Raw genomic sequence first — 13,701 nt, forward strand, 5'->3', positions numbered from 1 at the left:
ACTCCAGGGCTCCTCGTCGGCCCTGGCCTCAGCTAGGGTGCGCTTCGTGTTGCTGGCAACGCCAACTCCGTTCGTGTTCTTCGGGGCCGACCTGGCCCTCGGGGACCACGACGAGAATGATCGGTTCTCCTACGAATTGTGCTCTGCGAGCATGCTCCCGACCCGTCGCGGTCGTGGATCCGGAGAGCAGGTCGAGCCACAGCGGGTGTGAGATTGGCTCCCTGCGGAGCGTGGGTCTGGTGGGGGGCAGGTGATCGAGGGCAACGTTGGTGCGGGTGGTGACGTGAGTAACCTGGAAGAAGAAGAGGACATCGAGAGTGGCGAGGAGGGACCGCCGGAGGTCCTGGAGGGAGCGGTTCAAATCGCGCTCCTTTCTCGGTCCGAGTGGCCGCGGCCGATCGCAGTCTCCCGTGAACAGCGCAAGCCCTTCGGCGTCGAGAGCGACGTGACGTTCGGGCCTGGGGGGCTTCTCTACGGCGTCCTCAAGGATCGGCGGAAACCGCACGTCGCGGCCTGGTCGAGAGGCGGCGACTTCCAGACGGCCGAGGACACGCCCCTGCCCGGCGGGCGCACCGTGTACCTCGCGGCGCGCGACGACGGAGGCGCTGCGCTGATCGGGCTCGACTTCGACTCTCTCTGGGAGGTCACGTTCGCCGAGCGCACGGCCCGTCGGCTGCTGAAGCACGAGGAGTCGCTGAGCGACATTGCCTACGGCGCCGAGGGACGTCTTCTCATGCTCCTGGGGAGCCGCCTGGAGAGCTACCGGCGGATCGGCCTCCGGGCCGTGCTGGATCGCCAGTGGGAACTCGAAGGGTACGGCATGACGACGCTCCATCAGGGGCGGCTCGTCGCCGTGAAGTGCGTCGAGGGAGACCGTGACGGCATCACGCTCTACGGGTTCGATGGGGCGACGTTGCGGCGTCTTGCGCGCGTCCGCGCGAACGCGGGTGTGCTCTTCGGCAGCGACGAGCGCGTGTTCTTCGAGCACAACGGGGCCGAGGCGGAGCTCTACGAGCTGACGGGGACGGGCGCGCTGCTCGACGCCCTGGAAGGCCGCCCCACGTCCTTTGCCGAGATCCCGGTGACCGTGCGCTTCGATCCTTCGGATGTCCAGGGCGCGGAGAGCGAGGCGAAGGGCCTCAGCGACGAGGCGCCTCTCGAAGATCTGGTGGCGGAGGACGAAGAAGACGACGAGCAGGAAGGGGGAGCCCCGAAGAAGCCGCAAGACTTCGTACTCGAGCCCGCTCCAGGCCGGATCGGCGTTCGGTTCGTGGGCGCGAAGAGTCCAGTGCGGCGCTCGCGTGAAGAGGCCATCCCGAAGGAGGTGCGTGCCCTGTTCGGCGCCCGGAGCAACGTCTCCAAGGCGGGTGAAGGGGACCTGTACTTCGGCTGGAAGAAGGACAAGCGCAGTGCGTTCCGCTTCGCAATTGCGCGGGACGGGGCGGTGACCGAGACCGAGCTCAAGTCGAGCGCCCCCTCGACGCTGATCACGCTGGTGGCGGGTGAGCCGACGGCGCTCGTGGCCACGGACGACGACAGCAAGCTGTGGAAGGTGGCGCTGGATACGGGCAAAGCGAGCCTGGTCTGGGATTTCAGCCGGGAGCGAGACGAGAAGGAGATCTACGTCCTCCAGGGGCTGGCCCACGGCCGCGTCCTGGTCGGGACGGCCTCCGAGACCTGGATCTTCTCGCTGGCAGGACCACAGCCCACCGTCGAGGTGCGAGGGCAGCTGGACACGCGCGAGGCAGACCCCTTCTGCGGGGGGCGTGTGGTCGTCCTGCAAGCGCGGAACGGTCGACCGCTGCGGCTGTGGGGCATCTTTCCGGCCGGGATCAAGACGCTGGCTGGCCTCAGGGTGCGGCCGGCGAGCGTGCACACGTCGGAGGGAAAGCTCTACGTGAGCGCAGAGGCGGAGCTGGGCTGGTTCGAGATCCTCAACGTGGAGGACGCCTGGACTGCTGCCGAGCGTGATGTCGAAGGGACGCGCTACCCGCACGTGGATCTCGTTCGCGCCGTTGCTCCCGAGGAAGACGAGGTGGGTGACGAGGACGACGAGGACGACGACGACGAGAGCGAGGACGCGGAAGAGAAGGACGAAGACAGCGAGAGCTACGACGGCGGCGACGACGAGGACGACGACGAGAACGACGACGACGACGACGACGACGACGACGATTGAGGTCGGGAAGCGAGCCGCAGTGCCCCCGCGCCTCGCTTCGTGCCGCGGGGAGTCCCGATCTCGAGCCACGCGCTGGATCGCCGCGTGACGGCGTGAGCGACGCCTTGCCGACGAGGCGATGCGTCGCTCGGTGGCATCACATTCGACGTCTGGGGTGGGCGTACTGGACGGCGCGAGGTCGCACGGGCATTCCGCGCCGGACCGGGCTCGTCTCGAAGCGCTCCGGCTCGGGTGAGGCGCGCCCTGGGGTGGCCCGAGGCCGCAGCCGCGAGCGGCGCGCCAACCTCGAAAGCCGGCCTGTTCGAGCGAAGCTCCTGCTCGTGATGTCGCGCGTCAAGCGGTGCATGGCTGGCATCCTGGGAAGCTGGACTGCTCCGGAAAGAGCTGGTTGAAGGCCGCGGTCTGCTTCGCCGCATACTTCATGTGCGAGAGAACGACCTCGTCGATGAGCACCGGGTCGACAGGGCCAGCGGCGAGTTCGGCGGGCTCGATGCCAGCCTGCTCGCAGTGGTCCACGATGGCGTCATAGCCCGTGATGGACGAGAGGAAGGCTCGCAGCCGCGGGTTGTCCCAGCCGCGCGCGAGCTCCTCGATCATGGAAGGGCGCTCGGCGCTCGGGGTGAGCATCATGCGCGCGCGGCGACGGAGACCCTGCTCGTACGCCTTCACGCTGGTCATGCGCATCCGCTCGACGGTGACACCGGTCGTGCCGAGCAAGCTCTCCTCGATCAGCGCCTCGTTCAGGGAGATCGAACCTCCTTCGAGGATGATGAAGTCGTGATCGACGGCCAGCTTTCCCACCGTGCGAAGGAAGTCGAGGAGGGCGTCCTGCCGCGTGAGTTCCCCGTCCATCATGTAGCGGTGACCGAGGTAGAGCCGCGTCGTTCCAGCCACCTCGCGCGAGAGCGGCCGGCCTGTCCCCGACGCGAGATCTTCGAAGACCTGGAATCGATCCAGCACCAGGACCGGAGCCCCCGTTTGCCGCGCCAGCGATGTGGCTCGCGCCGTCTTGCCGGTGCCTGTCGCCCCGACGATACAATGTGCTTTCATGGCCCCTCCCCTTCACGAAACAGCTCCTGTTCGAGCTTCGAACGAGGTGCGACTCCGTGATCCGAATCGGTTGTCGTCGCCAAGCTGCCGCAGTGATGCGCGCCTTCTTGGGGGGCAAAGCCTCGAAAGCCGTCTGGCTCGGGCATCCGGTGTCGAGATTGCGGGCTCGTCAGGGTGAGCTGCACGAACGTCGCGAGCGCGATCTCGGCATTTCCCATCAGGGCATGCGCGAGATCGCTAGCACGACGGAACGAGCCGAATTCGACGAGGCCGCTGGCCTCTTTCTTCATGGCTACCCCCCCCGGAGTATCGATGAAGCAGACCGTGGTTCGACCCTGCCGATCGCCACGGATGCCTGACAACTTCTAGGCTGCCACGATTCCCTATGTCTGGGAACAGGGAAGTTCACCCAGGACCGAGCCCGACCTCGCACGTCATCAACCACTCCGATGTCGTCATCGACATCCGCGAGGGGTGTCGACCTCGACTCGTCGTGGGTCAATCTCCCTTCATTGAACGCCTCTACACCATTGTTCCGTGCTGGTTGCTCGACCCGCGCGGCCCACGCTTGGCTCAGCTCATAGTTCGATGCTTTGCACAGGGTTCGATCAACCTGTGGGTTGGAACGGGAGCGGCTCGTCGAGCGCGCAACGAGATTTGCGGTGCCACGAGACGTGAGGCTGCGCTCGGAGTCGGACCCCGGGATGAGTCCACGCTTCTCAATGCGCTGCCACCATACGCTTCCGCGTCATCAAGGGCTGTCTCCAGGCTGCGGACATAACGACTCCGGTCGTGATGCCCTGTCGAACGTCTGGCGACCTTGGCGGGTTGCCTCGGTCTCCTTTCGAAGCGCGAACTCCTCAGGAGGCACGGCATGCATGGTCTCCGGCACCCTTCGGGGCCTGCTTGCTCCCCGTGGCGCCCCTCTGCTAGCAGGATGTCCCGTGCGCATCGCCTTCGTAGCATTCGATTTTCATCGACTTCATGCGAGCGGGTCGAAGTTCGACGAATCGATCCCCCTGAAGGAGGCCTTTGCCTCTCGAGGGGCCTCCCTCGAAGTGATTGCAGCTCCCGACGCCTCCGTGGGCTGGGGACGGTTCGACGCCGTCTTGCCCCTGGGATGCTGGGGCTACCACGAGGATGTTCAGGGCTTTCTCGCCTGGGTGGAGTCGCTCGAGGCCGCAGGTGCGCGTCTGATCAATGCGCCAGCCCTCCTGCGCTGGAACGTGGACAAGGCCTACCTCCTTCGCCTCCAGGCTTCCGGCGCCCACGTCGCGCCGTTTCTCCATTTCGAGGCGCACAGCCGTCCCGACCTCGGACACGCGATCGAGGCGGAGGGGTGGTCGCGCTTCGTTCTGAAGCCGACCATCTCCGCGAATGCATGGAAAACGTTGGTGGCAGATGCGCCTCCAGGGTCAGAGGCCACGCAGCTCGCCGAGGACATCCTCCGCACCTCGGGTCTTCTCGTGCAGCCCTTCTTCGAGGAGATTCCGCGTCACGGTGAGCTGTCGATCCTGTTCTTCGGGGGAAAGCTGAGCCACGCCGTCGTCAAGCTCCCTCGGGCTGGTGATTTCCGTTCGCAACCCAGCCATGGAGCCTCGGTCCTCCGAGCCGAGCTGCCCCCGACCGTGCTGGAACGAGCCAAGGCGGTGCTGCGCGCCGTCCCTGGTGAGCCAGTTTATGCGCGCGTGGATGGCTTCCTCCGCGACGGGGAGTTTCAGCTCGTGGAGCTGGAGCTCATCGAGCCGTACCTCTTCCTCGACGGAGCCCCCCCGGAGGCCTGCGGTCGCTTCTGTGACGCCGTGCTGCAGCACCTGCAAGCGCGCTGAGGCGTCAGAACTAGGCCCCAGCTCGGCATGACGGAGCGATCTGCTCCCCATGCTCTCGGACTTCCCTGGAGCGCTCCACCCAGAGGTCGAACGCAGCCATGAGGCGAGTCTCGATGGCTTCCCCTTCCAGCACCCCCAGTGCGCGAGCGGCGGCCTCGAAGCTGGAGAGCGCCTCGGGGCGTGGGCTGCGCCGGAGCCCGTAGCGACTCGGGGCGCCCGGTGGGAGGTTCACCCGCTGGGCACCGAGGACCGCCGGGTCGCGCTGGGTGATCCGGCGCGCCTGCTTCCACGTCCCATCGGGGATGAGCAACGCGACGGGTTCGTCGTTGACCAGCTCGGGCGAGATCACGGGCGCCGAGGGATCCGGAAACAGCAGGAGGCGGCGCTCCGGGAGGAGAGGGGCCGGGGCTGGGCCCTCGGGCGCCCCGCGCAGGCGCAAGTGCGCGCTCGGGATCACCCGGTGGAGCAGGCGCCCGGTGCTGGTGCTCTTGTACAGCTCCGCGTGGTGCATCAGCAGGACCACGGAGGTGCGGGGCGTGACGGCCATCGCGTGGAGCTCGCCGCACAGGCACAGCGGGGGTGGCAGCGCGCAAGCGGTGCAGCGCGGGATCCGGCGTGTCCGGATGGCCGGTGGGCCTGGAAGGAGGGCGAGCGGGTCGGTCACAGAGGCCCGCAGCATGCCACGGGACGCCCGTCGATCGTGGCTGTCCCGGCAGGGTGTGGTACGGATGCGCCCTCCCTCGCTCGACCGATGAAGCGCCGCGCCGTCCTCGCCTCCCTCTCCCTTGCCGCCGCCGGAGGACTTGCGTGGAAGTTCCTTCGTTTTCCCCCGGACACCACCCCGGAAGGCGCCTACCTGCGCATCGCCCGCAACATCGGCCGCGGTGAGCCGCGGGTGGTGTTCTCCTATCTGGAAGACCGGGCACAGCACGCGGCGTACACCATCCGCGACTACCGAAAAAAAGCGCGTGACCGCGTCGCCGAGACCTACCCCGAGCCGGAGCGAGAACGTCTGCTCGCCCTCTACGGACCGGCCGCCGATGCCACCGATGGTGCCGACGTCTGGGTGGAGATGGCGACACGCCTCGGCTGGATCACCAGGCTGCGCCGGGACCTCTCGGGCATCGCCAAGGTCGACCTCGCAGGCGAACGCGCGACCATCGAGACGGCCCGAGGGACGCGCTACCCCTTCCGCTTGCGAGAGAACGGCATGTGGGGGACCTCTCTCTTCACGGCCGAGCTCGTGGCCGAGGCGGAACGAGCCGCGCGCGACTGGGATGTCGTTGAGCAGGCGGCGCTGGACTACGAGCGTGCGCGTTGAGCCGCATGGCCGGGCCGGGCCCCTTCCTCCGGAGCCCAACCTGGCGTTTCAGGCCGATGGAAGTTGCGCGCCCTGGGGGCCGGCTTCCCGGCGCAGCTCGGCGTACGAGCCACCTGGTGTGGCCTGCGCCACCGGCAACCCCGCGTAGCTCCAGCCGGGCTCGATGAGCTTGCCGAACATGTCACGCCGCCCATCGAAGCCCGCGCGCTGATCGATGACGTCGGTGTACCCGGCGCCGAGCAAGGCCTCTGCCGCGCGGAGCGAGCGCTGACCGGAGCGGCACCCGAGGATGAGCTTCGCGTCCTTCGGAAACAGGGCCTGCACCACGGGAAGGAAGTCCTGGTTCGCCTGCATCCCCCCGGGCCCCACGTTCTGGAAGGGCAGGTTCTTCGCCCCAGCCGGGTGTCCTGACGCGTACTCAGGCTCGCTGCGAACATCCACGTAGATGTAACCCTCCTCGTCGATCAGCTTCTTGGCCTCCGCAGGTGAGACGCGCCGGATGGTGTTCATGGCGGACGATTTAACCCGTCCGGGTGGGCCTCGCCAACCAACCCTCCCGCTTGCCAGCCACGAGGAGGCGCGGTAGCGGAGCCCCCGTGCTGCATGGAGCGCGCATCGCCGTGGTCCTCCCCGCGCGCGACGAGGAGGCGTGGATCCGCGAAGCGGTGAGCTGCGTCCCTGATTTCGTGGATCAGGTGATCGTGGTGGACGATGCAAGCCGCGATCGCACGGCGGCCGTCGCTGCCGCGGCGGGCGACGAGCGGCTTCGCGTCTCGACCCACGCCACCTGTCGAGGCGTCGGAGCCGCCATCGTGACCGGCTACCGGGTCGCCCTGGCGCAGGGGGCACAGGTCACCGCGGTCATGGCGGGCGATGCCCAGATGGATCCGCGCGACCTGCCACGCGTCGTCGCTCCGGTCGCGCTGGATCGGGCCGACTACGTCAAGGGGAACCGGCTGTCCCATCCGGACGTCTGGAGCGCCATGCCCCTCGGACGTCTCGTCGGCACGGCCACCCTTGCCGCCTTGACCCGCCGAGCGGCTGGCCTGGACGCTTTGTCGGACAGCCAGTGTGGCTATACGGCCGTCTCGACGCGCGCGCTGGAGGCGCTCGACCTGGACGCGCTGTGGCCGCGGTACGGCTACCCCAACGATCTGATCGTATCGCTCGCCGCTGCCGGGATGCGGATCCAGGAGGTCCCCGTGCGGCCCGTGTACCGAGGCGAAGCGAGCGGGCTGAGGATCGGCCATCTCGCGACCATCTTGCGGGTGATCGTTCGGAGCAGGCAGAGGGCCAGCGAGGCGCGTCGCTCAGGAATTGCCTGAGGCAGGACCCCGAGCTTCAGGAAAGGCCCGAACTGTCCCCTTCCATGTCGCCCTGTACCGACCTGACGCCCCTGGCCCCCTTCCAGGGAGATGGCACGCTGAGCGTGCCCGTGGTTTCAGGTTTCCCTCCTCCTCGGAGCCCTGTTTGCCAGCAGTGCCCTGGGGTCGCGCAAAGGGAGCGCCCGAGCGGGCTGCCGCATCATCTTAGGGAGGCAGTTCGTCGCGGGGAGCGACGCGCTCGCGAAGAGGGGGGTGACGGTGGGCAGGGGGGCGACGGTGGAGCGCATGCACGGGGGGGGTAGGGGCGACGAGGAGGCCCCGATCCGCGCCGACCGGGGCAGCGGCGAGGGGAGCGCTGCGCGGGTGCGTGCCCAGCCCCCCTTGCGCCTTCGAGCCGCAGGGAGCGTCTCGACCCCGCCGACGGCGCGGTCCGGGGTCGATACCCTCTCTTTGCAGCGAATGCGGCCGCGCTCCTCCTTTCGTCTCCGCGTCGTGGCGTACGCATTCGGCATCGAGCTTCCTTTCAGCTTGCTCGTCCCGGTCGCGTACCTCCGGCTGCTCAACATCGACGATCTCGTCGAGCAGACCCGGGTCCTGACGCTCATCGGGGCCCTCCATCTCCTGAAGACCGGAGCCCTCATCGCGGTCCTGATGCGTATGCTCCGGCCGATCGATCGGCTCCGCAGCTTCGGAGCGGGGATGCCGACGAGCCGTTCCGACGCTGCGGGTCGGAGCAGCAGCGAGCCAGGTAGCATCCCCCCCTCCTCGCTGATCCTGAACGCCGGACGCGCCGCTTACGAGACACCGCTCGCGTTCGGTGTCCTCTGGGCAGTGAGCTGGGCGCTGTTCTATTTCCCGGTGACCGCGGCGCTCCCCATGCTCGCGCCGAGCCAGGGGGTGGCGGGGCCTCGCCTCATGGCGGCCCTCCTCCTGTTCTCCCTGGCCCTCTTCGCAGCGGCGATGCCCCTCGGCTACAGCATCCTGGGGAGGCTGCTCTCTCCCGCAGCCGGGCTGATCTCGCTCGCGGCCCGAGAGCGCGACCTGGCCGTCCCTGGACGCAGCTTCTCCGTCGCCGCGCGGCTGGTCTTGCTCGGCGTCTGCCTCGCAGTCGCGCCGACGAGCTGGATGGTCGCGATGGTGCTGATGGAGGTGGGCCGCCCGGCAGAACCCGGTGGCTGGATCAGCCTGGTGATCTTCTCGATCGTGGCCGTGAGCTGGGCGCCCGTGTGCGCGGGCTTCATCGCTGGAGCCCTCGCCACGCCCCTGCGGCAGGTCGGCGCCGTCATCGAGAAGATCATCCAGCGCGGTGACGCGGAGCGGCTGGAGCGGATACCGATCCACTTCAAGGACGAGATCGGAGCCCTCGCCGGTGGCGTCAACGCCATGGTCGACCGCCTGCAGGAGTCGAGCGCCCGCATCCGGAGCTACCTCGCCGAACGAGAGCGCTTGCTGGAGGACGAAGCGCAGCGCGCCGCGCAGCTCCAGGCCATCCTCGACAACCTGGTCGAGGGCGTCATGGCCTGCGACGCGGAGGGGAAGCTCACCATGGTCAACGCCTCTGCGTTGCGCCTCCTCGGCCTCCCGACGCCTGGCGCGAGCGGCGGCGTGCCCTCCGTCCCGGCGTGCTCCGTCGAGGAGCTGCACGAACTCGCGCGGATGAGCCACAGGGACGGCCGCGCCTTCTCCCGCGACGAGCTCCCCATGATCCGCTCCCTCGCGGGCGAGACCATCGCGGCCGAAGAGCAGGTCCTGACCGACCCTGGGACCCAGCGCGAGGTCTTCCTCCTGACCAGCGCCGCCCCCATCCGCGGCGCCGACGGAGCCATCCTCGGCGCCGTCACCGTGGCGCGTGACGTCACCGAGTCCCGCGAGCTGGAGCTCGTGAAGGACCAGTTCATCCGCGTGGGAGCCCACGAGCTGAAGACGCCGGTCGCGATCATGAAAGGGTATGCGCTCGCCTTGCTCCGCGCGGGCGCCGATCTCCCCCCCGCGAGACGGCAGATGCTGGAGGCCATCGACCGAGGCGCCGATCGCATCAACCGCATCGTCGACGACCTGCTCGCCATCTCTCAGATCACCCTCGATCAGTTCGCGGTCTTCCAGGAGCGCGTCGACCTCGGGCGCCTCGTCTCCAGCGCCGTCGAGCGCGTCTCCACGACCGCCGCGCGTCACCACATCCGGCTACGCCTCCCCGCTGGCAAGCCGATCGTCGCCAGGGGAGACCCGGAGCGACTCCGCCAGGTGCTCGCGAGCCTCCTCGACAACGCCGTCAAGTACTCCCCCGAGGGCGGTGAGGTCGAGGTGAGCGTCGCCATCGCCCCCCGGTGTTCACCGACCGACCGAACGTCCGATCCCGCCCGGAGTGGCCCTGGGCTCGAAGCGATCGTCTCCGTCCGCGATCATGGAATCGGGATCCCGAGCGCCAAGCAGGATCGCATCTTCCAGAGATTCTTCCGCGCCCACACCGACACCACGCACGACTACGGAGGGATGGGCGTCGGCCTGTTCCTGGCCAGGGACATGATCACCCGTCAGGGAGGGCGCATGTGGTTCGAGAGCGAGGAGTGTCAGGGCAGCGTGTTCCACTTCGCCGTACCCCTCGAAGAGGGGGAGCTGGCCCACGGGTAGGTCATGACGGGCAAGCAAGCCAAGAAGGTCCTGGTGATCGAAGACGACCAGGATCTCGTCGCGCTGGTCTCTCTGCTCCTCCAAGGCGATGGCTACAGCGTGGAAATTGCGGGCAACGGACGTGAGGCGCTGGATGCGCTCGCCCGTGAGCTTCCCGACGTGATCCTGCTCGACATGAAGATGCCCGTCATGAACGGGCCCGAGTTCGCCCGGGAACTGGAGGTCCGCTACGGCCACCAGGCTCCGATCATCGTGCTCACCGCGGCCGCCGACGCTCATCGCCGCGCCGCCGAGGTCGGCGCCGACGCCTGGCTGGGCAAGCCCTTCGACCCCGATGTCCTGCTGTCGACGGTGCGCCGCTATGCGGGCTGAGGACACGCCGACGACGAGCGGAGCCGGCTGACCAGGAGACCGCGCCGCACCTCGGCCCAGTACCGCGTCGGAAAGCGACGATAGTCGAAGTCGAGGGTCCGCAAGACGCGCTCGATGCGTGCGTGCCGCCGCAGCGACCAGCTGCGCATGATCTCGAGCGAGGGGTGCACGCCTTCGGCCTCGATGAACGGACGAGCCCGCTCCCGCAAGGCGGCGAGGTGCTCACCCACCCAGAAGCGCATCATGGCCCTGAAGGCCGGCGTCGAGGCACAGCGACCCGAGAGCACCTCCTCGCGCGCCACCCCGAAACGACGGAGGAGATCGACCGGGAGGTAACAGATGCCGTGCTCGGCATCCTCCTGCAGATCCCGCAGGTTGTTGAAGAACTGATCGAGCCGCCCGAACTCTCCAGCGGCATCCCAGTGGACCGTCGTGAGGAACGGCATGAGCTGAAAGATCCTGCCGCTCAGGCGGAACAGCATCTCGTCGTGTTCGACCATCGTCCGGACCTGCACCTCGGGCGCGTGATACTCCTCGAGCGCCTCGAGGTAAGCATCCCAGGCGGCCACGACGCGCGGGTTCAGCTGCTTCGAGGGAGGGCCCACGTCTCCTCGCGTCGGGATGAGCCACGCGTCGCGGAGGCTCGACAGCTCGCGGTGAAACGGGTCCGCCGGATCGATGAAGTCACTCTGGCGCAGGCGCCGCCACCCCTCCAGGAAGGAGCGGAATCGTCGCCTCTCGGGCTCGAAACGTTCATTCTCCGCGAGCCGATCGACCAGACGGATCCAGTGAATGCGAGAGAGCCACGCCTGCCTCGCCTCGTCCGGCAGATCCAGCACCCACGCGGCGTTGTCCTCGTCTTTCAGCGTATCGTCCGATAGCGCGCGAAAACGAGAAGAGCCGAAGAGCGTCGAAGCATCGTCGACGAGCTTCCGGTCTCCGCCGAGCACCGCGCCACCACGCATCGCCGGCCCTCGCGCCGCTCGACATGGGGGCACAGGGGCAGCCGAAGCCGGGCTGTCCGACTGAGCATCCCGGTGTCGCCCCGGGACCATGATACCAACCGAGGCTTGCGTGGAATCCAGCGTCATAGGCTCGCTCAGGTCAAAGTGGTCACTGAAACGGCGTGAGATGCCAATCGTCTCAAATCCGTGCCCGTCAGGTAATGCGTATCATCACAGCAGTGAGCGATTTTTTCGTGGGCCAGCGTTGCTGGCTTCATCGCTTTTCCGGGCGCGTAAGTGCTCGCCCTGCCCAGGTACTCTGTTTGCCTGATTATCCTTATGCTGTCGGATCCGCTCGGAGTCGAACCCTCCAGGGAGGCACCGCTGTGCGCATTCGATTCAGAAGGCCTCGAAATGACGAGGTAAATATCTCCTAATCGGGCGCCCCTGCCATTCCAGGTACGGGCCATGGACGGGCCCCTGTCCGAATTGGCCTGACCATCATAGCGTGCTTCCCTCCTGACGGCGCAACCCCATCGCCCTCACGATGTAAAGGAAAGTCGTGACCGCTGTGGGGCGGATCCCTCGAATGCGCGTTGGTCGTCTGTTCCTCGCCCCGTGAATGAGCGCATTACGGTGTGGACAGCGAGGGTATGCTGACGACGGTCCGAAATCGTCGAAGGCAATGCGGGTGAAGAAGACGCGAAAGCGCTGATGTCCTCAGTGCGCCCGAGGATCGGGGCCCCTCAGGGCCACCCGAAAGCGTGGCGGCTGAGCAGACCGATGCTGAAGCTCGCCCCATTCGCGAGCAGGGACCAGAGGAGCGCGCGCTCCAGACGAAACCCGAAGCGGAGATAGACCGCCTCTGCCACGACGGCGAAGGCCTCCGCGACGGCCACCATGACCCAGTAATTGCCCGGCAACAGCTCGGGCATCACGAACCAGACGATCGGATGCGTGAGCGCGCTCGCTCCGAACGCAGGCCCCCACCCCGTCCTGGCGCACCGAGCATAGATGGGCATCTCCACGCACTGGGTGAAGAGGAAAGCGGAGAGCCAGGCAGTGAACATCTCCTGCCCGGGCTCACCCGGAGAGCGGCTGGCGAGCGCTCGGGCGTCGGTTCTTGTCGATGATGGCGTACAGGATGAGCACGTAAGCCAGGAGGCGGAGCAGGTACAGGTAGTGGAGATGGTCATCCGCCACCTGGACGGCGTGGACGGCGATCCTGCCCAGCGCCAGCAACCAGAATGCGGCCGAGAAGATGAAGAAGAGCCGATCGTTCGTCTGCCTCCAGAACCGGAGGAAGAACATGGCCACCACCGCGTAGCCCAGCGTGGATGCGCCGGAGATGTACTCGTTCACGGCTCCCACCTCGCGACGTTCATGCGCTCACGGTTCTCCTCGACGCTCGCGCGTGCCCTCGCGCATGTCCCAGAGCAGCCCATAGAGAAGCAGGAGCAACCCGAGCAGCGCGAAGGCGTTCCGCGGCATGGCCAGGCTGATCCGAGTGGGCAAAAGAACGAGATCGACGAATAGAAGGATGTTGTTGACGGCGAACCCTGCGAACCCGAGCCCGCTCCACAGGAGCAGGCGCACCCGGTTTTTTGCATACCCTCGAAGGAGAAGCACCATGCATGCGATGCTCGTCAGCGCGCACAGCAGGTAAACCGCGGCCGCCATGTTCAGTCGCCGTCTTTCTTGCGTATGAGGAATGCGTCAGAAAACGTCTCGATGTCTCCGGGCAGCTGCCTCGCATAGATCATGTCGATGATGGTCAGGCGGCGCTCCTTGTAGGCTCTGGCCAGCTCGTCCACGACATGCCGCACCTCGCTCTCGGGAGCGTAATGATACCAGAGGTCGTCATCGACCTCGCGCGTCGCGATCAGGTCCCGAGCCGCGAGGTTCGCGAGCCGGTCCCGGATCGACATCATGCTCGAGCCGATCTCTCGCGCCACGTCCGCCGGGCGCCACTCTCGCTCTCCGCTCTTCCGCAACAGCAGCAGCACCTCGAGCAGCTCGATGGAGGAGATGTGCATCGCCACGAATCGTTGCA

The 13,701-nt window shown here is 67.3% G+C and carries 15 protein-coding genes; 6 read left to right on the forward strand and 9 right to left on the reverse strand.

The features are described from left to right. Positions 1-283: 283 nt before the first annotated feature. Positions 284-2,179 (forward strand): hypothetical protein, encoded by a 1,896-nt coding sequence (locus CMC5_RS44090; RefSeq protein ID WP_156338340.1) that lies wholly within the window; start codon positions 284-286, stop codon positions 2,177-2,179. A gap of 333 nt (positions 2,180-2,512) precedes the next feature. Here CMC5_RS44090 and CMC5_RS07840 read toward each other — a convergent pair whose 3' ends face one another. Together CMC5_RS07840 and CMC5_RS07845 are read right to left on the reverse strand one after the other, a co-directional pair. Then, positions 2,513-3,229, reverse strand: a complete 717-nt coding sequence (locus tag CMC5_RS07840) for an isopentenyl transferase family protein (protein ID WP_050429816.1) — start codon at positions 3,227-3,229, stop codon at positions 2,513-2,515. Continuing rightward, a complete protein-coding gene (locus CMC5_RS07845) occupies positions 3,226-3,519 on the reverse strand; it encodes a hypothetical protein (RefSeq protein WP_050429817.1) in 294 nt (97 codons plus the stop codon). The genes CMC5_RS07840 and CMC5_RS07845 overlap by 4 nt, the downstream gene beginning before the upstream one ends. Before the next feature lie 654 nt (positions 3,520-4,173). Here CMC5_RS07845 and CMC5_RS07850 point away from each other — a divergent pair. Then, positions 4,174-5,058 (forward strand): ATP-grasp domain-containing protein, encoded by an 885-nt coding sequence (locus CMC5_RS07850; protein WP_050429818.1) that lies wholly within the window; start codon positions 4,174-4,176, stop codon positions 5,056-5,058. Between the two features lie 10 nt (positions 5,059-5,068). On the opposite strand, the gene CMC5_RS07855 is transcribed toward CMC5_RS07850, so the two are convergent. Next, positions 5,069-5,737 (reverse strand): tRNA-uridine aminocarboxypropyltransferase, encoded by a 669-nt coding sequence (locus tag CMC5_RS07855; RefSeq protein ID WP_050429819.1) that lies wholly within the window; start codon positions 5,735-5,737, stop codon positions 5,069-5,071. Between the two features lie 72 nt (positions 5,738-5,809). Here CMC5_RS07855 and CMC5_RS07860 point away from each other — a divergent pair, with 72 nt between their 5' ends. Beyond that, positions 5,810-6,379, forward strand: coding sequence for a hypothetical protein (locus CMC5_RS07860; protein ID WP_050429820.1), 570 nt, complete (start codon positions 5,810-5,812; stop codon positions 6,377-6,379). Positions 6,380-6,427: 48 nt separating this feature from the next. On the opposite strand, the gene CMC5_RS07865 is transcribed toward CMC5_RS07860, so the two are convergent. After that, positions 6,428-6,889 carry a rhodanese-like domain-containing protein gene (locus CMC5_RS07865; protein ID WP_050429821.1) on the reverse strand — a complete coding sequence of 154 codons (462 nt, stop codon included), beginning with the start codon at positions 6,887-6,889 and terminating at the stop codon, positions 6,428-6,430. An 86-nt stretch (positions 6,890-6,975) separates the two neighbouring features. Here CMC5_RS07865 and CMC5_RS07870 point away from each other — a divergent pair, with 86 nt between their 5' ends. The 3 genes from CMC5_RS07870 to CMC5_RS07880 all read left to right on the forward strand — a co-directional run bounded on the left by CMC5_RS07870 (position 6,976) and on the right by CMC5_RS07880 (position 10,704). Continuing rightward, the gene (locus CMC5_RS07870; protein WP_050429822.1) at positions 6,976-7,704 is read left to right on the forward strand and encodes a glycosyltransferase family 2 protein; all 729 of its coding nucleotides are present in this window, start codon (positions 6,976-6,978) and stop codon (positions 7,702-7,704) included. Positions 7,705-7,956: 252 nt separating this feature from the next. Beyond that, complete coding sequence (locus CMC5_RS07875) at positions 7,957-10,332, forward strand: ATP-binding protein (protein ID WP_245678342.1); 2,376 nt, start codon at positions 7,957-7,959, stop codon at positions 10,330-10,332. Positions 10,333-10,335: 3 nt separating this feature from the next. Continuing rightward, complete coding sequence (locus CMC5_RS07880; protein WP_050429823.1) at positions 10,336-10,704, forward strand: response regulator; 369 nt, start codon at positions 10,336-10,338, stop codon at positions 10,702-10,704. Here CMC5_RS07880 and CMC5_RS07885 read toward each other — a convergent pair. The 5 genes from CMC5_RS07885 to CMC5_RS07905 form a co-directional block, all read right to left on the reverse strand. After that, positions 10,692-11,669 carry a squalene/phytoene synthase family protein gene (locus CMC5_RS07885; RefSeq protein ID WP_050429824.1) on the reverse strand — a complete coding sequence of 326 codons (978 nt, stop codon included), beginning with the start codon at positions 11,667-11,669 and terminating at the stop codon, positions 10,692-10,694. The genes CMC5_RS07880 and CMC5_RS07885 overlap by 13 nt on opposite strands. A gap of 725 nt (positions 11,670-12,394) precedes the next feature. Beyond that, positions 12,395-12,718, reverse strand: a complete 324-nt coding sequence (locus tag CMC5_RS07890; RefSeq protein ID WP_050429825.1) for a hypothetical protein — start codon at positions 12,716-12,718, stop codon at positions 12,395-12,397. 13 nt (positions 12,719-12,731) lie between these two features. After that, the gene (locus CMC5_RS07895; RefSeq protein WP_156338342.1) at positions 12,732-13,010 is read right to left on the reverse strand and encodes a DUF5985 family protein; all 279 of its coding nucleotides are present in this window, start codon (positions 13,008-13,010) and stop codon (positions 12,732-12,734) included. A 27-nt stretch (positions 13,011-13,037) separates the two neighbouring features. Next, complete coding sequence (locus CMC5_RS07900; protein WP_050429827.1) at positions 13,038-13,328, reverse strand: DUF5985 family protein; 291 nt, start codon at positions 13,326-13,328, stop codon at positions 13,038-13,040. A 2-nt stretch (positions 13,329-13,330) separates the two neighbouring features. Next, positions 13,331-13,684: a hypothetical protein gene (locus CMC5_RS07905; RefSeq protein ID WP_050429828.1), complete on the reverse strand. Its 354-nt coding sequence runs from the start codon at positions 13,682-13,684 to the stop codon at positions 13,331-13,333. Positions 13,685-13,701 lie beyond the last annotated feature (17 nt).

The sequence above is a fragment of the Chondromyces crocatus genome (assembly GCF_001189295.1).
Taxonomy (GTDB): domain Bacteria; phylum Myxococcota_A; class Polyangia; order Polyangiales; family Polyangiaceae; genus Chondromyces; species Chondromyces crocatus.

Coding starts and splice junctions, on each gene's coding strand:
- CMC5_RS07900 (WP_050429827.1), bottom strand. CDS start 13,328: ATGGCGGCCGCGGTTTACCTGCTGTGCGCGCTGACGAGCATCGCATGC.
- CMC5_RS07855 (WP_050429819.1), bottom strand. CDS start 5,737: ATGCTGCGGGCCTCTGTGACCGACCCGCTCGCCCTCCTTCCAGGCCCA.
- CMC5_RS07885 (WP_050429824.1), bottom strand. CDS start 11,669: ATGCGTGGTGGCGCGGTGCTCGGCGGAGACCGGAAGCTCGTCGACGAT.
- CMC5_RS07880 (WP_050429823.1), top strand. CDS start 10,336: ATGACGGGCAAGCAAGCCAAGAAGGTCCTGGTGATCGAAGACGACCAG.
- CMC5_RS07890 (WP_050429825.1), bottom strand. CDS start 12,718: ATGTTCACTGCCTGGCTCTCCGCTTTCCTCTTCACCCAGTGCGTGGAG.
- CMC5_RS07840 (WP_050429816.1), bottom strand. CDS start 3,229: ATGAAAGCACATTGTATCGTCGGGGCGACAGGCACCGGCAAGACGGCG.
- CMC5_RS07865 (WP_050429821.1), bottom strand. CDS start 6,889: ATGAACACCATCCGGCGCGTCTCACCTGCGGAGGCCAAGAAGCTGATC.
- CMC5_RS07905 (WP_050429828.1), bottom strand. CDS start 13,684: ATGCACATCTCCTCCATCGAGCTGCTCGAGGTGCTGCTGCTGTTGCGG.
- CMC5_RS07845 (WP_050429817.1), bottom strand. CDS start 3,519: ATGAAGAAAGAGGCCAGCGGCCTCGTCGAATTCGGCTCGTTCCGTCGT.
- CMC5_RS07860 (WP_050429820.1), top strand. CDS start 5,810: ATGAAGCGCCGCGCCGTCCTCGCCTCCCTCTCCCTTGCCGCCGCCGGA.